Origin of the sequence: Pseudomonas sp. TH43 (assembly GCF_016650635.1) — a bacterium.
In the GTDB taxonomy this organism is placed as follows: domain Bacteria; phylum Pseudomonadota; class Gammaproteobacteria; order Pseudomonadales; family Pseudomonadaceae; genus Aquipseudomonas.
The window spans coordinates 362,626-381,499 of sequence record NZ_JAEKFI010000002.1; the positions used below are offsets into that span (position 1 = coordinate 362,626).

At 57.9% G+C, this 18,874-nt stretch carries 20 protein-coding genes; 11 read left to right on the forward strand and 9 right to left on the reverse strand.

What is annotated here, in order from left to right:
• Window positions 1-42 precede the first annotated feature (42 nt).
• Entirely contained in the window at window positions 43-264 is a 222-nt protein-coding gene (locus JFT81_RS08455) for a hypothetical protein (RefSeq protein ID WP_201226923.1), read from the forward strand.
• A gap of 152 nt (window positions 265-416) precedes the next feature.
• Here the strand turns inward: JFT81_RS08455 and JFT81_RS08460 are convergent, their stop codons facing one another.
• Window positions 417-716 (reverse strand): hypothetical protein, encoded by a 300-nt coding sequence (locus JFT81_RS08460; RefSeq protein ID WP_201226924.1) that lies wholly within the window; start codon window positions 714-716, stop codon window positions 417-419.
• Between the two features lie 150 nt (window positions 717-866).
• Here JFT81_RS08460 and JFT81_RS08465 point away from each other — a divergent pair, with 150 nt between their 5' ends.
• Window positions 867-1,166: a hypothetical protein gene (locus JFT81_RS08465; protein ID WP_201226925.1), complete on the forward strand. Its 300-nt coding sequence runs from the start codon at window positions 867-869 to the stop codon at window positions 1,164-1,166.
• Between the two features lie 50 nt (window positions 1,167-1,216).
• On the opposite strand, the gene JFT81_RS08470 is transcribed toward JFT81_RS08465, so the two are convergent.
• The 4 genes from JFT81_RS08470 to JFT81_RS08490 all read right to left on the reverse strand — a co-directional run bounded on the left by JFT81_RS08470 (window position 1,217) and on the right by JFT81_RS08490 (window position 3,497).
• Complete coding sequence (locus JFT81_RS08470; RefSeq protein WP_201226926.1) at window positions 1,217-1,750, reverse strand: HAD domain-containing protein; 534 nt, start codon at window positions 1,748-1,750, stop codon at window positions 1,217-1,219.
• Between the two features lie 297 nt (window positions 1,751-2,047).
• Complete coding sequence (locus JFT81_RS08480) at window positions 2,048-2,611, reverse strand: hypothetical protein (protein ID WP_201226928.1); 564 nt, start codon at window positions 2,609-2,611, stop codon at window positions 2,048-2,050.
• A 78-nt stretch (window positions 2,612-2,689) separates the two neighbouring features.
• Window positions 2,690-3,094 (reverse strand): hypothetical protein, encoded by a 405-nt coding sequence (locus JFT81_RS08485; RefSeq protein WP_201226929.1) that lies wholly within the window; start codon window positions 3,092-3,094, stop codon window positions 2,690-2,692.
• Window positions 3,095-3,116: 22 nt separating this feature from the next.
• Window positions 3,117-3,497 (reverse strand): hypothetical protein, encoded by a 381-nt coding sequence (locus JFT81_RS08490; RefSeq protein ID WP_201226930.1) that lies wholly within the window; start codon window positions 3,495-3,497, stop codon window positions 3,117-3,119.
• Window positions 3,498-3,692: 195 nt separating this feature from the next.
• Here JFT81_RS08490 and JFT81_RS08495 point away from each other — a divergent pair, with 195 nt between their 5' ends.
• On the forward strand, window positions 3,693-4,205 hold the full coding sequence (locus JFT81_RS08495; protein ID WP_347340484.1) for a helix-turn-helix domain-containing protein: 513 nt from the start codon (window positions 3,693-3,695) through the stop codon (window positions 4,203-4,205).
• Between the two features lie 619 nt (window positions 4,206-4,824).
• On the opposite strand, the gene rnhA is transcribed toward JFT81_RS08495, so the two are convergent.
• Both rnhA and JFT81_RS08505 read right to left on the reverse strand, forming a co-directional pair.
• Window positions 4,825-5,295: a ribonuclease HI gene (rnhA, locus tag JFT81_RS08500; RefSeq protein WP_201226932.1), complete on the reverse strand. Its 471-nt coding sequence runs from the start codon at window positions 5,293-5,295 to the stop codon at window positions 4,825-4,827.
• 90 nt (window positions 5,296-5,385) lie between these two features.
• Window positions 5,386-6,144 carry a methyltransferase domain-containing protein gene (locus tag JFT81_RS08505; RefSeq protein ID WP_201226933.1) on the reverse strand — a complete coding sequence of 253 codons (759 nt, stop codon included), beginning with the start codon at window positions 6,142-6,144 and terminating at the stop codon, window positions 5,386-5,388.
• A gap of 66 nt (window positions 6,145-6,210) precedes the next feature.
• On the opposite strand from JFT81_RS08505, the gene gloB reads away from it, so the two are divergent.
• From gloB to fabI, 8 genes are all read left to right on the forward strand, one after another.
• Entirely contained in the window at window positions 6,211-6,978 is a 768-nt protein-coding gene (gloB, locus tag JFT81_RS08510; RefSeq protein WP_201226934.1) for a hydroxyacylglutathione hydrolase, read from the forward strand.
• Window positions 6,979-7,077: 99 nt separating this feature from the next.
• Window positions 7,078-8,541, forward strand: a complete 1,464-nt coding sequence (locus tag JFT81_RS08515; RefSeq protein WP_201226935.1) for a LysM peptidoglycan-binding domain-containing protein — start codon at window positions 7,078-7,080, stop codon at window positions 8,539-8,541.
• 354 nt (window positions 8,542-8,895) lie between these two features.
• Complete coding sequence (locus JFT81_RS08520; protein WP_201226936.1) at window positions 8,896-10,728, forward strand: extracellular solute-binding protein; 1,833 nt, start codon at window positions 8,896-8,898, stop codon at window positions 10,726-10,728.
• Window positions 10,725-12,566, forward strand: coding sequence for an extracellular solute-binding protein (locus JFT81_RS08525; RefSeq protein WP_201226937.1), 1,842 nt, complete (start codon window positions 10,725-10,727; stop codon window positions 12,564-12,566). Before JFT81_RS08520 ends, JFT81_RS08525 begins: the two co-directional genes overlap by 4 nt.
• Window positions 12,567-12,570: 4 nt before the next feature.
• Window positions 12,571-13,644, forward strand: a complete 1,074-nt coding sequence (locus tag JFT81_RS08530) for a microcin C ABC transporter permease YejB (protein WP_201226938.1) — start codon at window positions 12,571-12,573, stop codon at window positions 13,642-13,644.
• Window position 13,645: 1 nt separating this feature from the next.
• The gene (locus tag JFT81_RS08535; protein ID WP_201226939.1) at window positions 13,646-14,665 is read left to right on the forward strand and encodes an ABC transporter permease; all 1,020 of its coding nucleotides are present in this window, start codon (window positions 13,646-13,648) and stop codon (window positions 14,663-14,665) included.
• Between the two features lies 1 nt (window position 14,666).
• Window positions 14,667-16,277: an ABC transporter ATP-binding protein gene (locus JFT81_RS08540; RefSeq protein WP_201226940.1), complete on the forward strand. Its 1,611-nt coding sequence runs from the start codon at window positions 14,667-14,669 to the stop codon at window positions 16,275-16,277.
• A gap of 19 nt (window positions 16,278-16,296) precedes the next feature.
• Complete coding sequence (gene fabI, locus JFT81_RS08545; RefSeq protein ID WP_007910591.1) at window positions 16,297-17,091, forward strand: enoyl-ACP reductase FabI; 795 nt, start codon at window positions 16,297-16,299, stop codon at window positions 17,089-17,091.
• A 175-nt stretch (window positions 17,092-17,266) separates the two neighbouring features.
• On the opposite strand, the gene JFT81_RS08550 is transcribed toward fabI, so the two are convergent.
• Window positions 17,267-18,232, reverse strand: a complete 966-nt coding sequence (locus JFT81_RS08550; protein WP_201226941.1) for a sensor domain-containing diguanylate cyclase — start codon at window positions 18,230-18,232, stop codon at window positions 17,267-17,269.
• A 62-nt stretch (window positions 18,233-18,294) separates the two neighbouring features.
• Window positions 18,295-18,873 (reverse strand): hypothetical protein, encoded by a 579-nt coding sequence (locus tag JFT81_RS08555; protein WP_201226942.1) that lies wholly within the window; start codon window positions 18,871-18,873, stop codon window positions 18,295-18,297.
• Window position 18,874 lies beyond the last annotated feature (1 nt).

Sequence of the window (18,874 nt, forward strand, 5' to 3'; positions counted from 1 at the left end):
ACGTTACACCAAATCACACACGTGAATGAAGCATCGGCGTCAATGCTGCGATTAAAGCAAGCTCCTGAAATCGAGCATCTAAACCGCTCAGATTTTATCGATGAGGCGCTGCGTGCCCTTCGGGTCGCGAGATCTGCAATCCAGATGCTCGCGCTGGCAATTTCTCAGCACGAAGAAATCCTGAGAAAACAATCGGACGGCCCTATCGGAACACTGACCGTTCCTGATCACGATTGGGTTCGGGGTGAAGATAAAGAGCTCTGATGGTCACTGATACTGCAGCACTCGTGTGGTTATTTGGTGCTGTCCTTGTGAAAGACGCAGGAATTCTTTCAGCAAAATGATCTGCTCATTTAACTTAAAGATGAGGGGGGCAGTAGGATGAGGCGTTGCAATTTGATTGGACGAGGGGTCGATTAGTCGTCTACCCATGGATCGAACTTTTCCCCATATTTGAGGTGTAAGGCGCGATTACGTTCGATCCTCCAGATCCATGGATCGTAGCCCTCGGGCAGAGCGGTGAGCTTGGCGCTGATTATCACTTGCATCGCCTCGTCACGTAGTAACCTGCTGGTCAATTTGCGATACTCGCCAAACGTTACCACGCCATAAATGGCGTGATTATCTTTTACATAGAGGTCAGTCATTCCCACCCGTAAATGGCCGTACTTTTCTACGTCATCGGGGTAGATGTCCTCTAGGCTGAGGTGCCCCATATCGAACTCCAGGTTTCAAGGCGCCATCGAAAGCCCGCGCCATCATTGAAGCCGCCCCTTCGGGCCAGCGCCTACAAAAACCAGCTAACAGCAAGCGATTTAACATGCGCATGATAGCGTTCGCTCAGTTATCAATACTGAGAGTCCGCCTTGAACGCAACTGACGCATGTGTCGATTTCAACACCCTGATCAACGCACCGAAATTTTCGAACGACCCAGTCGGGCAGCACCAGAAGAAACGGTGGCGACTACTGGCAGAAGACATTTACCAAAGCAACACAATAGAGGCATTGCTCGAAGCGAGAGGCAAAGCAGAAGGCTACATCCATGGCCTTGTGGATGCCGGACACCTCTCGACCAAAGACTACGAGCGAGATTACCTAATTCTGTGCATCGCTCAAAGGCGGCGTGAATTCCTGCGCAAATTGCTGAGCAAATACGGTTACTGAAGCAAGAAACTCATGTTTTGCAGCAATGCAAAGCGTCTCGGGAAGTGTTTTTACGTCCTCATCAAGACTCTCAATTTGGACTGTAGCTCCTCCTGGGTCAGCACTGAGCTAAGGCCCAGGTTAGAATCGGTGCGAATCAACCGTCGATCGTGATCTGGCCAGCTTTCAAAAGGATCATCATCCAGGGCGATCCAATCCGTCAGGCCTGCCCTGGTTACTGCAGCACGGATCTGCTGATAGCGGTTGTAAAGGTCATAGCCCTCAAGAGGCGCCCTGGGCATCCTTGAGTGCCATGTACTGCTCACGGTGAGAGCCTGCAACTCTGGCGGTAAAGCAGCGCGTGCACGGCGGTAACCGAGGATGCGCACCCAACTGGTCGATAAGCTGATTCTGACTTGAGGGAAGTCCTCCAGTATCTCTACCAGTATTCCTGCATGCATCATGAGTTGCCCGGGTGCACGCAATTCCAAACCACTCCGGGTACGGTAAACGTCGTCTGGGTGCAGCACTCCATCAAAATCGAGAAATAGAACTCGATCATTCGGCGCCAGCCGGCTGCTTGTCTGGGAGTTCGAATCAAGCATGGTAAAGATCTCTCAAAGTCGGCCTTCCTGGAAATTAGCTGCTTACCGTGGAGGGCACTGCCGTAGGCACTCAATCAACTCCGTCATTAGCTCGTCAAGACTGACTAGGCCATCCGCATATCGCTGCATCTCAGCAAGGTGCGAAGAGGAAGGCCTCACACCATCGAGTACCTGACAAGCAAGAACCTCAGCCACTGCCTTGCGACGTAGTTCGCGCTCGAAATCATCGGTCTCCACGTGCCACCTCTCCTTCGCTTAGAAAGCCTTTACCACAGGGGACGCCTTGCTATGAAGCGCTTACTTAAACGCCTTACTGAAGCGCTGAGAAAGCGTCGCAGCATCGATCACCGCCCAGCTTTCCGGTTGGCTACTTTTTCGAATAAAGTTGATCGCACATCCAACCATGAACACGCCAGCAGCGACTCCTTCCCAAGCCGCAGCCTTAAACGTCGCCGGAACGAGATAACTCGGGCTGACGCTACCCGTTATGAGGTGGATCGGATAAGGAGAAATGAAGCAACCAGCAACGGCCACCGCAATCATTAAGGGTACCGCTGCAACTAGCATTAGAACCGGTACTTTGATCTGGTACTGCTTCGCCGCGACAAGCTTGCCGCTCGAGCCCTTTACTGCGTAGATGATGGCTTTGTTCTCAGTCTTGTCTTTTTTCTTCGTGAAGATGCCGTACAGGGTCACTCGCTCCCCCGCCTCAATCTCTTCAAAAATCTTTCCTGGCAGCAAAACATTCGGCAATACCTGCCCATCGATAACGATGCGCGCGGTCACAGTCCCCTGCTCAGTAGCAATCACTCGTGGCTTCTCGATCACTCCAGTGACCTGCCGGCAATCAAATCGAATCAAAACGGCGCTCCTGCAATTTTTTAAGGCGTAGCTAATCGCACTGCCTGAATGGCAGCGTGGGTGAAAGTGTTGAGTCAGTTACTGTCGAAACGAGAAAACGGTACTAAGTGCTGCTGGTTTCCTTAACCCATCACCAAGCAACAGGTAGGCCGTGCTTTTGGTTTCAAACAAGCACGGGTGGTCATGCGAAATTCCGAAATTGGTGCGCACCCAGTGGCCGGGAGAAAAACGTCGGCGGCTGTCCAGGACGACCTCATGGGAGTAGACAGCTTTTGGAATCAGCCCCATTGATGCGAGTCGATCTTGCTCCGCCTGAGTGAGCTGAAGATCAGCAATGATCCATTGCTTCACTAGGCAGAAAGGCTTCCCCGGAAAATTTTCTTCGGCGAGCGCTATTATTTCTTCTTGCGCGCCATGCCAACCAAGAACGACTTCCCCACTTCCGTAAAAAAACTGAGCAATCTCATCAAGTGTTACTGACATGGCGCCTCCAGTGTTTGAACCATCATGTGCGTGCACTGGTGTAGATATGGCCCGTTCCGGTGATGAACTCGTAGACGGGGTTTTCCTCGGTGCCAGGCTGGATGCGAATTTCAGAGAGAAGCTCCATTGCGTATGACCCCTGCTCGCTCTTTGTGGGTGGAAGTAAGAGATGAATGTTCGTCACGATCAGGAACTCACCCTGCTCCGCTGCACGCATCATCTGAACGGTTTCCACGTCCGTAACTAGGTGAGCAACCGGACTAAAGCCACCATCCTCTAATCCCATTCCCTCAATCAGAAACGAGTACTCGCACCGACTGATATCGACCGATTTCCAGAGCATTCGAATGCTGTCCGGAGTTCTAAACTGCCCCTGCAAATTGCTGCTATTGGTTACAAACACTGCGGATAAACCCTATTTCAAACCCTGCCAAGCTCTGAATAAGCTCAGCGTAAGGCAGCCTTCGATTGACCCTGCTCATGCTTCGGGCAACCGGAAAGGGATGCTGCCGAAAGGCACGCGATTCCTTGGCGCTATGCATCCTGTTGAATGGCCATCATAAGCAAATATCCCACCATTAACAATTAGAGATATTTGGTGGGCCACCGCGAGTATGGCTCTATCCTTCATTTTGAGAAACTGAACGTGAAGGAAGAGCTAGCCGTCACGCTGCGCGCCATCCGGCAAATGAAAGGATTGGGTTATGAGGCCCTGGCGGGAACCATCAGCCAGAGCAACCTTAGCTTGCTCGAGCAAGGGAAAATCCAGGCAACGCTACCGACCCTTGTCAAGATCGCCGAAACGCTCGATATCAACCTTCTGACTCTGTTGGCATTGTGCTTGGCGATCCGTGACAAAGAGGCTCCTGAACATTTGATAAAAAATGCGCAGAAAGAGCTTCAAGGCTTCATCGAGTCGGGCGGCCTAAAAGTCATGGAGGATCAGATTCAGGACGGAGCATTGAAAAAACGATCTCGAGGAACTCGAGCGGATGCTCAGAGGGTCAGTGCCGTTGTTGAACTGAAAAAGCAGGGCCTGACACAAGCCGAAGCTGCGCGTGAATTAGGTTTGCCTACATCGACTGTTCAACGGTACTGGCAAAAAGGGTGAGTATTGAGGGCAGAACCTTCATTAGATGCACACCATTCTGAAACGACGAGGTAGAGCAAGGTCACTCCACCGATAGTACAGATCGCGCAAATCAAGATTCGAGACACGTTAACTCAAATGCGGAAATGGCCAGTGACACAGCAGCAAAGCCTTAATGGTTACGTGTTTCCAAAACTTGGAGCTCGTCGCGTCGCTCACTCGTTTCAATCCTGGGGCAAAGCAATGATTCATTAAGCTTTTCGCCTTTTGAAGCTCCATTTCCAGAAATGTAAACGTAAGGGGGTCAAACACCCCATTTTTTTACATTTTTTGGTTGCAACGGTGCACCGGGAATCCTCACAAGCTTGGAGATACGAGTGTTTACGGTTCTCACCGTGCTTCAAGCCCTGTTTACAAAACAGCTGAGAGCGGGGTCGGAAGCAACGGATCTGGTGGCCATCAGTGCTCAGCTCTCAACGGGTCAATCGTGCAAAAGCGCGGATGTTAACACACCCGGCAGGGGGTTTCAGTCAGACCGTATCGCGCCCTTCGCGAGCAGGCTCGCTCCCACAGGAAATTGCATTCCAATGTGGGAGCGAGCCTGCTCGCGAAGGGCCACAACTCGGTGCATCAGAAAGAATCAGGTTTGTTTGTAACCGCGCACGTCGTCGACGCCACGGTTGGCCAACTGGTCAGCCCGCTCGTTGCCGTGATGGCCGATGTGCCCACGCACCCACTTCCAGGTGACCTTGTGGCGGTTGACCTGCTCATCCAGTTCTTTCCACAGATCAGCGTTTTTCACTGGCTCTTTCGCTGCGGTCTTCCAGCCGCGCTTCTTCCAGTTGGCTATCCATTCGTTGATGCCCTTCATCACGTACTGTGAGTCGGTGACCAGCAGCACTTCACACGGGCGCTTCAACGCTTCGAGGCCGCGAATCGCGCCGAGCAGTTCCATGCGGTTGTTGGTGGTGTTGGCTTCGCCGCCCCACAGTTCTTTCTCGACGCCCTTGCACACCAGCAAAGCGCCCCAGCCGCCCGGGCCGGGATTGCCTTTGCAGGCGCCGTCGGTGAACAGTTCTACGGTGTCGACGCTTTCAACGCTTTCGCTCATGCCAATCTATCCAGAAAAATGCCTGCCTTGCCGATCACGGATCGACAATGGCCCGGGCCGGAACAAGCCCGGCCACAAATAAAAGAAGGTTTACGGTTCGATGCGGCGGCGATTGACCTTCGCCATCGGCAGCGGAATCAGCTTGCCCATCGGCTCGCGGCGCTCCTGGCGCAAAGGTCTGAGTCCGACCACGATCTTGCGCGCCACCAATAAATAGAAGCCGCCACCCGACAATTGCCAGTCACCGGCCTTGCGTTCCCAGCCGGCCAGACGGTTCTGCCACTTGGGTGACGCGAGCGGCGGACGATAGCACCCGAAGCGGCGTTTCTCCAGCGCGAAGCCCAGCAGATTGAGCCAGTCGGCGACTCGCGATGGCGAGATGCAACGGGCCTGACGCAAGGCGTCGTGGGCGAAAACATGGCGCAATCCCCAACTGCTCCAAGGGTTGATGCCGACGATCAACAGATGACCGCCAGGCCGCACACTGCTCGCCGCTTCACGCAGCAAACCGTGGGGCGACAGACAGAAGTCCAGACCGTGCTGTAACACCACTACGTCGGCAGCATGCTCGCTCAGCGGCCAGGCCTGCTCTTCGCAGACAATTTCGACGCCGGGCAACGGCGCACCAAGGCGCACGTTGCGCTGCACTTGCGGCGCCGACGGCGGGGTTTGCGCAGACGGGCCGTAATGCACCAGATAACCGCCGAAAAACCGACCGAGCTCGTCTTCGAGCATGCGCCGCTCTTCATCGAGCAGAAATTGCCCGAGCGGGCCGGACAGCCATTCACGGGCTGCACCGATCAGGGCCAGCCAGTCAGGATCAGCCTGTGCGAACGCTTTATCACTCATCGCATTCTCCAAAGCGCCAGGAACTACTAAGATGCGCCAATGTTTTCCGCTTGGCGAATTCCGACGATGATACAGATCAGTGCCCTGCCCGCGTTCACCGACAACTACATCTGGTTGTTACAGGATCACCGCACCCAGCGCTGCGCGGTGGTCGATCCCGGCGATGCCACGCCCGTGCTGGCGTGGCTGGACGCCCATCCGGGCTGGGTGTTGAGCGACATACTGATCACCCACCATCACCATGATCACGTCGGTGGCATCGAACGCCTGAAAGCGGCAAGCGGCGCCAAAGTCTACGGGCCGGCCAGCGAAAGCATCCCGGCGCGCGACGTAGCGCTGAAAGACAACGACAACGTCAGCGTGCTCGGCTGGGACTTCGCGGTCTATGCGGTGCCCGGTCACACTTTGGGACACATTGCCTATTATCACCACGGCCTGCTGTTCTGCGGCGATACCCTGTTCGCCGCCGGTTGCGGTCGGCTGTTTGAAGGCACGCCGGAGCAAATGCACCACTCGCTCAGCCGCCTCGCCGCTCTACCGGAAGATACGCTGGTCTACTGCACCCATGAATACACCCTGAGCAATCTGAAGTTTGCCGCTGCGGTCGAACCGACCAACCCGGACATTGCCGCCCGTCTGGAAAAAGTCACCCAGCAACGGCAAAACGGCGTCATGACCCTGCCCTCGACCCTGGCCTTGGAAAAGCTCACCAACCCGTTTTTGCGCACCTCTGAAACATTAGTTACACAAAAAGTGGACGAACGGGAAGGCGCTCAAAACCGGGCGCCGAGCGAGGTTTTTGCGGCTCTGCGGGCATGGAAAGATAAGTTCTAAGTACCTCACAACTTGGTACAAAAATTCTGAATGGTTGACCGCAGGGGGTGCGCTTTCTAGAATCGCCCGACATTTTTGCCCGGAACTTACTTCCAGCCAATGTCGTCATCCATACGTAAGTCCGTCAATTCAGACGCATTGACCCGCCTGGCGCAAGCCATCGCGGTGGCTGTGTCCGCCACGCTGGCGGGCTGCTCCAGCCATGCTCCGCAGACTGAAGCGACGCATACGCCGAACATCGCTGCGCGAGCCAAGCAGAAGCCGATCTGGCTGTCCGAAAAGCCCAGCCCACAGGTTCCCCAGGACATCTGGGAACGCATGCGCCAGGGTTTCCAGTTGCAGGAAGGCCTTGGCGTGAACCCGCGCATCGAACAACAGCGTCTGTGGTTCGCCAGTAATCCCTCTTTCCTCGAGAATGCCGGCGAACGCGGCAGTCTCTATATCCACTACATCGTCGAACGCCTCGAAGAGCGCAACATGCCGCTGGAACTGGCCCTGCTGCCAGTGATTGAAAGCGCCTACAACCCGATGGCCTATTCGCGGGCCGATGCCTCGGGGCTGTGGCAGTTCATTCCGTCCACCGGGCGTTACTTCAACCTGCGTCAGACCCGCTTCTACGATGGCCGTCGCGATATCACTGCGTCGACCACAGCGGCCATGGATTACCTGACCCGTCTGCACGATATGTTCAACGGCGACTGGCTGCTGGCCCTGGCGGCGTACAACGCTGGCGAAGGCACGGTCAGCCGCGCGATCGAACGTAACGAGAAGCTTGGTCTGCCTACCGACTACTGGAACCTGCCGCTGCCAGCGGAAACTCAAGCGTACGTGCCAAAACTGCTGGCGCTGTCGCAAGTGGTACTGGCGCCGGAGGCATACGGGGTGAACCTCAACCCGATCGCCAACGAGCCGTACTTCCAGGTCGTCGAAATCAACCAGCGCATGGATCTGTCCAAGGTCGCTGCGGTTGCCAATATCGACGAAGACGAACTGTTCCAGCTCAACCCGGCGTTCAAGCAGCGCACCACCATCGACGGCCCGCAGCATTTGCTGGTACCCACGTCGAAGGCGCAGTTGCTGACTGCCAGTTTGCAGACCATGCGCCCTGAAGAGCTGATCAGCACACGTTCGCTGAAACCAGTGTTCGAGGGTGCCGATCCATCCGAAGTGGCCAAGCTCAAGCGCGCGTATCGCGTGAAGCGCGGCGACAACCTTGGCTCCATCGCCAAGGCCAACAAGGTCGAAGTGAAAGACCTGCAACGCTGGAACAAACTCAGCGGCAAGAACCTCAAGGTCGGCCAGACCCTGGTCATGCAGGACACCAGCAAGCGCAGCCCGGCCCGCAGCAATGGTCGGGTCAACACCGTGGTAGCGGCCAACAGCAAGACCAAAGGCAAAGCCGACAGCGCGCAGCAGACCCAGTACAAGGTCAAGCGCGGCGACACGCTGTACGTCGTAGCCAAGCGATTCAACGTTGAGATGCAGCATCTCAAGCGCTGGAATCCGGGTGCGGGCAAGGCATTGAAGCCTGGGCAGATGCTCACGGTTTATCAGCCGCACTGACAGAAGAGCCCCTGAGTTTTCGGGGGCTTTTTTTTGGGTGATGTTTTTGTGGTGCTCTGTTTAAGCATTACCCTCACCCCAGCCCTCTCCCGGAGGGAGAGGGGGCCGACCGAGGTGTCTTGTGTCTTGCATCGACCTGAAAGATCCAGTCGATTACGGATTCGGCAAAGTAATTTCAAGTCGGCGCACCTCCACAATATCCCCCATTCAGTCCCCTCTCCCTCTGGGAGAGGGTTAGGGTGAGGGGCTCTTCGCGCAAACGATTAACCCTGCATTAACCCGCATCTTTTTCCTGTCCAGACAAGCTGTTACTGTACGGCCCACAAAGCCCAAGCCGCCTGGATCGGATCTGACTTGAAGCGTCCCCTCCTCCTGCTCCTCATCAGCCTGGCCTTGAGCTCAACCGCAAGCGCGACGATCACCGAAAGCCACGGTTATGCGCAGTTCGGCACGCTCAAGTACCCGGCCAGATTTACCCACTTCGACTGGGTCAACCCGCAAGCGCCCAAGGGCGGTACGTTGCGGGTGATGGCGTTCGGCACCTTCGATACGGTCAACCCTTACACCTTCAAGGGCACCAGCCCGGTCACTACCGCCAATTTCCTTCAATACGGCATCAACGAGCTGAACGAGCCGTTGATGGTCGGCACCGGCCAGTACTCGCCGTCCGGCGATGAGCCGGCGTCCAGTTACGGCTTGATTGCGCAGTCGGTGGAATACAGCGAAGATCGCAGCTGGGTGGTGTTCAATCTGCGCCCGGAAGCCCGTTTTCATGACGGTACGCCGATCACCGCCTACGACGTCGCGTTCTCCTATCGACTGCTGCTCAAGGAAGGTCATCCGCTGTATCGCACTGCGTTGCAGGAAGTGTCGCGGGTCGACATCCTCAACTCGCAGCGCATTCGCTTCGTGATGAAACGCTCCGGCAATCCGTTGCTGATCCTGCGCCTTGGTGAACTGCCGGTGCTGCCGCAGCATTACTGGAAAGACCGCGACTTCAAGGCCACCACCTTCGAACCGCCGCTGGGCAGCGGCCCTTACCGCATTACCTCGGTGACGCCGGGGCGGCAGTTGATCTTCGAGCGAGTCAAGGATTACTGGGGCAAGGATCTCGCGGTCAATCGCGGCAAGTACAACTTCGATCGCATGGAAGTCGAGTTCTACCGCGACAGCGACGTCGCCTTCGAAGCGTTCAAGGCCGGCGAATTCGATATCTACATCGAGCATCAGGCGAAGAACTGGGCCAACGGCTACAACTTCCCGGCCGTGCGCCGTGGCGACGTGATCAAGGCGCAAATCCCGCATCAGATCCCGACGCAGAGTCAGGGTCTGTTCATGAACACTCGACGAGCAACCTTCTCTGACGTCAAAACCCGCGAAGCGCTGGGCCTGATGTTCGACTTCGAGTGGACCAACCGCGCACTGTTCAGCGACGCCTACAAACGCACTACCAGTTACTACCCCAACAGCGAATTCAGCGCCAGCGGTCTGCCGGTCGGCCATGAATGGCTAATGCTCAAGCCGTACAAGGAACAATTGCCGGCCAAGCTGTTCACCGAGCCGTTCACGTTGCCGCAAACCGATGGCCGTGGCATTCCCCGGGAAACCCTGCGCAAAGCCCTGGCGCTGCTGGCCGAGGCTGGCTGGAAGCTCAATGGCCAACGTCTGCAGAACGCCGCCGGTCAGCCGCTGAGTTTTGAGCTGCTGCTGGTCAACCCGAATCTGGAACGCATCCTCCAGCCGTACATCGAGAACCTCAACAGCATCGGCATTGACGCGCGCCTGCGCACGGTCGATCGCGCGCAATACAAACAGCGCCTCGATCAGTTCGATTTCGACATGATCCTGATGACGCTCAATCAGACCCTCAGCCCAGGCCTTGAGCAGTGGCAGTACTTCCACTCCAGTCAGGCCGGGGTCAAGGGCAGCAAGAATTACGCGGGCATCGCCAACCCGGTGGTCGATCACCTGCTCGAACAGTTACTCGCCGCGCGCAACCGCGACGAACAGGTCGCCGCCGGCAAAGCGCTCGACCGCGTGCTGCTCTGGCAGCACTACAGCATTCCCAACTGGTACCTCAATTACCACCGCCTGGCCTACCGCAACCGGTTGGCCTTCGTCACCACGCCGCCCTACACCCTGGGCCTGAGCGCATGGTGGCTGAAGTCTTCGGAGAAAGATCGATGAAGCCCATCCGCGCCCTGCTCGTCCAGGCCAGCGGCTTGCTGTTCGCCGGGCTGGCCTTTGCCGCCCCGCAACACGCCGTGACCCTGTATAACGAGCCGCCGAAATACCCGGCCGATTTCAAACATTTCGATTACGTGAACCCCGACGCGCCAAAGGGCGGCGTCTTCCGTCAGGCCGGGTTCGGCGGCTTCGACAGCCTCAACCCGTTCATCAGTAAAGGCGTGCCCGCCGATGATATCGGGCAGATCTACGACACCCTGACCAAACACAGCCTCGACGAGCCATTCACCGAATACGGTCTGATCGCCAGCAAGATCGAAAAAGCCCCGGACAACAGCTGGGTGCGTTTCTATCTGCGCCCCGAAGCGCGCTTCCACGACGGTCATCCGGTGCGCGCCGACGATGTGGTATTCAGCTTCAACACGCTCACCAAGGAAGGCTCGCCGCTGTATCGCGGCTACTACAACGACGTCGCCGAAGTCATCGCCGAAGACCCGCTAAAAGTGCTGTTCAAGTTCAAGCACACCAATAACCGCGAACTGCCGCTGATTCTCGGCCAATTGCCGGTGTTGCCAAAACACTGGTGGGCCGACCGCGATTTCACCAAGGGTAATCTGGAGATCCCGCTGGGCAGCGGCCCGTACAAGGTCGCCGAAGTAAAGGCCGGCCGTTCGATACGGTACGAGCGGGTCAAGGATTACTGGGGCAAGGATCTGCCGGTCAATCGCGGCTTCTACAACTTCGACACGATGACCAGCGATTACTACCGCGATAACACCGTTGCCGTCGAAGCGTTGAAGGCCGGTCAGTTCGACTACTGGCTGGAGATGACCGCAAAAAACTGGGCCAACGCTTACAACATTCCGGCCGTCACCGAGGGGCGTTTGATCAAGGAGTTGATCCCCAACAGCAACCCGACCGGCATGCAGGGTTTCGTCTTCAACCTGCGTCGCCCGGTGTTTCAGGATGTGCGGGTACGTCGGGCGCTCGGCCTGCTGTTCGATTTCGAATGGACCAACAAACAACTGTTCAACGGTGCCTACTTCCGCACCCGCAGCTATTTCGAGAACTCGGAAATGGCCGCCACCGGCCTGCCCGATGCCGATCAACGGGCGATTCTCGAGCCGTTCCGCAGCAAACTGCCGGCGCAGGTGTTCAGCGAGGCTTTCGAAAATCCGAAGACCGACGCCAGCGGCATGATCCGCACCCAACAGCGCGAGGCCTATCAACTGCTGCAAGAGGCCGGCTGGAAGATCGTCGATGACAAAATGATCGACGCCACGGGCAAACCGGTGGTCATCGAGTTTCTGCTGGCGCAGACCGAGTTCGAACGTGTATTGCTGCCGCTCAAGCGCAACCTCAGCGATCTCGGCATCGAACTGGTGATCCGTCGTGTCGACGTTTCGCAGTACATCAACCGCGTGCGCTCGCGGGATTTCGACATGATGGTCGGCAGTTTCCCGCAATCCAACTCGCCAGGTAACGAGCAGCGCGAATACTGGATGAGCGCCGCCGCCGACAAGGCCAGCAGCCGCAACACCATGGGTTTGAAGGATCCGATCGTCGATCAACTGGTCGAGAACCTGATCAACGCCGACTCGCGCAAAAGCCTGGTGGCGCACGCCTGTGCACTGGATCGCGTGTTGCAGTGGGGCTACTACGTGATCCCCAACTGGCACATCAAAACCTGGCGCGTGGCTTATTGGAATCACATTGGCCACCCCAAGGTCTCACCCAAGTACGACATCGGCATCAACACCTGGTGGGTCAAGCCTGACGCAAAACCGGCGATAGAAGTCGAAACCAAACTGCAAGCCGACCCTGTGGGCACGGAGTAATCAGATGCTGGCGTATATTTTTCGGCGACTGCTGCTGATCATCCCGACCCTGTTCGGCATTCTGCTGATCAACTTCGTGATCATCCAGGCTGCGCCCGGCGGCCCGGTGGAACAGATGATCGCCAAACTCGAAGGCTTCGAAGGCGCCACCAGCCGCATTGCCGGCGGTGGTGCCGAGGTGTCGGTGGCGGGCTCCTCGTATCGCGGCGCGCAAGGGCTGGACCCGGCGCTGATCAAGGAAATCGAGCACATGTACGGGTTCGACAAGTCGGCCCCGGAACGCCTGTGGATCATGGTCAAGAACTACGCCTCGCTGGACTTCGGCGACAGCTTTTTCCGCGACGCCAAGGTCATCGACCTGATCAAGGAAAAGATGCCGGTGTCGATCTCGCTGGGGCTGTGGAGCACGCTGATCATGTACCTGGTGTCGATCCCGCTGGGGATCGCCAAGGCCACGCGACACGGCAGCCACTTCGACGTCTGGACCAGCTCGGCGATCATCGTCGGCTATGCGATCCCGGCGTTCCTGTTTGCGATCCTGCTGATCGTGGTGTTCGCCGGCGGCAGTTATCTGGACTGGTTCCCGTTGCGCGGGCTGACCTCGAACAACTTCGATGAGCTGAGCTTCGGCGGCAAGATCCTCGATTACTTCTGGCACTTGGCATTGCCGGTCACGGCGCTGGTGATCGGCAACTTCGCGACCATGACCCTGCTGACCAAAAACAGCTTCCTCGACGAGATCAACAAGCAATACGTGGTCACCGCCAAGGCCAAGGGCCTGACCCGCCATCGCGTGCTGTACGGCCATGTGTTTCGCAACGCCATGCTGCTGGTGATCGCCGGATTTCCCTCGGCGTTCATCGGCATCTTCTTCACTGGCTCGTTGCTGGTGGAAGTGATCTTCTCCCTCGACGGTCTCGGCCTGATGAGTTTCGAAGCGGCGATCAACCGCGATTACCCGGTGGTGTTCGGCACCCTGTTCATCTTCACCCTGCTGGGGCTGGTGGTGAAACTGATCGGCGACCTCACCTACACCCTGGTCGATCCGCGCATCGACTTCGAAAGCCGGGAGCATTGAGATGAACCTGTCCCCTCTCAACCGCCGCCGCTTCGAATTGTTCAAGGCCAACAAGCGTGGCTGGTGGTCGCTGTGGCTGTTTCTGATCCTGTTCGGCCTGAGCCTCGGCGCCGAACTGATCGCCAACGACAAGCCGCTGGTGGTGCATTACGACAACAACTGGTACTTCCCGGCGATCAAGCGCTACCCGGAAACCACCTTCGGCGGCGAATTCCCGCTGGAAGCCAACTACAAGAGCCCGTACATCCGCGAACTGCTCAAGGCCAAGGATGCGTGGGTGCTGTGGGCGCCGATTCCCTACAACTACCAAAGCATCAACTACGACCTGAAAGTCCCGGCACCGGCGCCACCGTCGGCGGACAACCTGCTCGGTACTGACGATCAGGCCCGCGACGTGCTGGCGCGGGTGATTTACGGCTTCCGCATTTCGGTGCTGTTCGCGCTGACACTGACCGTGTTGAGCTCGATCATCGGTGTGATTGCCGGCGCCCTTCAGGGTTTCTATGGCGGCTGGGTCGACTTGGCCGGGCAGCGTTTCCTGGAGATCTGGTCGGGCTTGCCGGTGCTGTATCTGCTGATCATTCTCGCCAGTTTCGTCCAGCCGAATTTCTGGTGGCTGCTGGGGATCATGTTGCTGTTCTCGTGGATGAGCCTGGTTGACGTGGTGCGCGCCGAGTTCCTCCGTGGCCGCAACCTTGAATACGTGCGCGCCGCGCGGGCATTGGGCATGCAGAACGGCGCGATCATGTTCCGCCACATCCTGCCCAATGCGATGGTTTCGACCATGACGTTCATGCCGTTCATCCTCACCGGCGCCATCGGCACCCTCACCGCGCTGGACTTCCTTGGCTTCGGCTTGCCGGCCGGCAGTCCGTCGCTGGGTGAACTGGTCGCGCAGGGCAAATCCAACCTGCAAGCGCCGTGGCTGGGCATGAGTGCCTTTGCCGTGCTGGCGTTGATGTTGAGTTTGCTGGTGTTTATCGGCGAGTCCGCTCGCGATGCCTTCGACCCGAGGAAGTGAAATGAATCAGGACAATCTGATCGAAGTGCGCGACCTCGCCGTTGAATTCGGTTTCGGCGAGCGCGTGCATCGCGTCGTCGAAGGCGTGAGCTTCGACATTAAACGCGGCGAAACCCTTGCGCTAGTCGGCGAATCCGGCTCGGGCAAATCCGTGACGGCGCATTCGATCCTGCGCTTGCTGCCCTACCCGATGGCCCGGCACCCGGCCGGCAGCATCAACTACTCCGGGCAAAACCTGCTGGGGCTGAGCGAAAAGACCCTCCGTCACATTCGCGGCAACCGTATCGCGATGATCTTTCAGGAGCCGATGACTTCGCTCAATCCGCTGCACTCGATCGAGAAGCAGATCAACGAAGTCCTCGGCATCCACAAGGGCCTGACCGGCAAAGTCGCGACCAAGCGCACGCTGGAACTGCTGGAGATGGTCGGCATCCCCGAGCCGCACAAGCGCCTCAAGGCCCTGCCCCACGAATTGTCTGGCGGCCAACGGCAGCGCGTGATGATCGCCATGGCCCTGGCCAACGAGCCGGAGCTGCTGATTGCCGATGAGCCGACCACTGCTCTGGACGTGACCGTTCAGCTGAAAATCCTCGATTTGCTCAAGGAATTGCAGGCCAGATTGGGCATGTCGCTGTTACTGATCAGTCACGATTTGAACCTGGTACGAAGAATTGCGCATCGCGTATGTGTCATGCAGCGCGGTTGCATCGTCGAACAGGCATCGTGCGCAGAGCTGTTCCGTTCGCCGCAGCATCCGTACACTCGGGAATTGCTCGGCGCGGAGCCCAGCGGAGGCCCGGCGACCAATAAAATCGGGGCGCCGTTGCTCGAAGTCGAGAACCTGAAAGTCTGGTTCCCGATCAAGAAAGGCCTGCTCAAGCGCACGGTGGATTACGTCAAGGCAGTGGACGGCATCAATTTCAGCCTGCCTCAGGGTCAGACCTTGGGGATTGTGGGGGAAAGCGGTTCCGGTAAATCCACCCTGGGCCTGGCGATTTTGCGGCTGATCGGCAGCAAAGGCGCGATCCGTTTTGAAGGCAAGCAGCTAGACTGCCTGACGCAGAATGAGGTTCGCCCGTTGCGTCGGGAGATGCAGGTGGTGTTTCAGGACCCGTTTGGCAGCCTGAGCCCGCGCATGTGTGTTAGTGACATCGTTGGCGAAGGCCTGCGGATTCACAAGATGGGCACCGCCGAGGAACAACAGGCGGCGATTATTGCGGCATTGAAGGAGGTAGGTCTGGATCCGGAAACCCGGCACCGCTACCCCCACGAATTTTCCGGTGGGCAACGGCAACGCATCGCCATTGCCCGGGCCCTGGTGCTGAAACCGGCGCTGATCCTGCTGGACGAGCCAACTTCGGCGCTCGACCGGACGGTGCAGCGGCAAGTGGTGGAGCTGTTGCGTTCGCTGCAAGCCAAGTACAACCTGACGTATTTGTTCATCAGCCATGATTTGGCTGTTGTTAAAGCGCTGAGCCACCAGTTGATGGTGGTCAAGCATGGCCAAGTGGTCGAACAGGGAGACGCGCAAGAAATCTTTGCCGCCCCTAAACATCCGTATACACAGCAGTTGCTGGAAGCCGCTTTTTTGGCACCAGCCACTGCGCAATAACCTGAAAGAGGAGCAACACATGGGTTTTCTCGCCGGTAAGCGCGTACTGATCGTCGGTGTCGCCAGCAAGCTGTCCATCGCATCCGGCATCGCTGCCGCCATGCATCGCGAGGGCGCTGAGCTTGCCTTCACTTATCAGAACGACAAACTGAAAGGTCGTGTTGAAGAATTCGCCCAAGGCTGGGGTTCGAGCCCTGAGCTGTGCTTCCCGTGCGACGTGGCCAGCGATGAAGAAATCGCCAAGGTCTTCGAAGCACTGAGCAAGAAGTGGGACGGCCTGGACTGCATCGTCCACTCCGTTGGTTTCGCACCGGGCGACCAACTGGACGGCGACTTCACCGAAGCCACCACCCGTGACGGTTTCCGCATCGCTCACGACATCAGCGCCTACAGCTTCGTGGCCCTGGCCAAAGCCGGCCGCGAAATGATGAAAGGCCGCAACGGCAGCCTGCTGACCCTGTCGTACCTGGGCGCCGAGCGCACCATGCCTAACTACAACGTAATGGGCATGGCCAAGGCTTCGCTGGAAGCTGGCGTACGTTACCTGGCCGGCTCCCTGGGCCCGGACGGCACCCGCGTCAACTGCGTATCGGCTGGCCCGATCCGTACCCTGGCAGCGTCGGGCATCAAGAACTTCCGCAAGATGCTGGCCGCCAACGAAGCGCAAACCCCGCTGCGTCGCAACGTCACCATCGACGAAGTCGGCAATGCCGGCGCCTTCCTGTGCTCCGACCTGGCGTCGGGCATCAGCGGCGAAATCATGTACGTAGACGGCGGCTTCAACACCACCGCCATGGGCAACATCGAAGAGTAATCTTCGCCTGGCCCATAAAAAACCCGCCGCTTCAGGCGGGTTTTTTATGCCCACAACACTCTCCCCTGTGGGAGCGAGCCTGCTCGCGAAAGCGTCCATTCAGTCACCTGTTTATCGCCTGACACAGCGCTTTCGCGAGCAGGCTCGCTCCTACAGGGGATCTGCGGCGCATTCACTAACAACGCTTCAGGGCCTGCTTATGGGCGTACATGGCGCCGTCGGCGTCGGCGAGCAAGCGGTCGACGCTTTCGTGGCGTTTGGCGTCGTATTCGATCTGGCCGACGCTGAAGCGAATCGCGTAGCCGCGATGCAGCGTGGCGTTGCGCTCTTCAAGAATTTCCTTGAGCCGCGCCATGATCGTGTTGGTTTCGATACGGCTCGATCCGGTCAACAACGCGACAAACTCATCGCCGCCCAAGCGCCCGACCACATCGCTCTCGCGAAACGCAATGCGTAGCACATCGGCAAAGGTCTTCAGCGCGCTGTCGCCCTCGGCATGGCCATAGAGGTCGTTGATCTGCTTGAAGTCATTGAGGTCGAAAAACAGCAGCGTCGCCGCCTTGTCCAGACGCGAGCAAGTGTCGAGTGCATGCTGAGCCAGCTGTTTGAAGCCGCGACGGTTGGACAGCAACGTCAGCTCGTCCATGCTCGCCATCTGCACCGCCGTCAGCTCTTGCTCGGCCATTTCCGCCAGATCGCGCAACAACGCGCGTTCTTCTTCGTCGAGATCGCGGGGCTTGGTGTCGATCAGGCACAACGTGCCCATCTTGTTGCCGTTGGGCACCGTCAGCGGATAACCGGCGTAGAAGCGAATATTCGGTTCGCCCGTCACCAGCGGATTGTCATGAAAGCGCACATCCTCCCTGGCGTCGGGCACCAGCAGAAGGTCGTTCTGCAGTATCGCGTGACCGCAGAAGGAAACATCTCGCGGGGTTTCAGTGGCATCCAGCCCCACACAGGACTTGAACCACTGCCGGTTACTGTCGACCAGCGTGACCAGTGCAATTGGCACATTGAACAGGCGCCTGGCCAGCCGAGTCAGTCGGTCGAAGCGCTCTTCCGGCGCCGAATCGAGAAGGTCGAGGCCCTGCAGCACTTGAATTCGCGCAGCTTCATTGGCGGGTTTTCCTGGAACCAGCATTAGCACACTCCATTGGCATCAATGCCTTTCAGCGTAGCGCAAATCACCGAAGGCTCACCTCTTCAGATGCCCGCCACCGGGCATGGCCCGCCCGCATCGGCCCACAGCTTGAATTGCTCGACAAAAATATCGTGTGGTACCGGCACGGACGCCCGCCCTGCTCCGGGGTTCCAACCCCAGAGCACCAGTTTGTCCTCGCTGACGTGTTTGATCAGCGCGGCAAAGTCGCGATCGCCGTTGCTCGAACGATCCTTGATCAGCGCGCAGAGTTTGTCCGGTGGCAGGCCGATCCAGGCCATTTTGTGCGATGCCGGTGGCAGGCTCCAGTGCGGCGCACCCGGTGGCGCGTGCGGGCCGTAACTGGCCGGCGGATTGTTTTGCGCGTGACAGGTGGCGCACGGCAAACCGGCGGCCCCCTTGCCGTCCATGCCGCGCACCACGTTCATTGCATGAGGAATGCCCGCGTCGAACTGCAACGGCGAATCACCGGGAATATGGCAGTTCTGACAGCGCGGGCTCTGGAACACTTTCTGCACCGTGCCGAAGGCTTTCAACGCCTCCTGATCATCGGCAAACAGATCCGAGGCATAACCACCCAACCCCAGCAAAACCACGGTGCCCAATAACAGATGTCGTCTCATC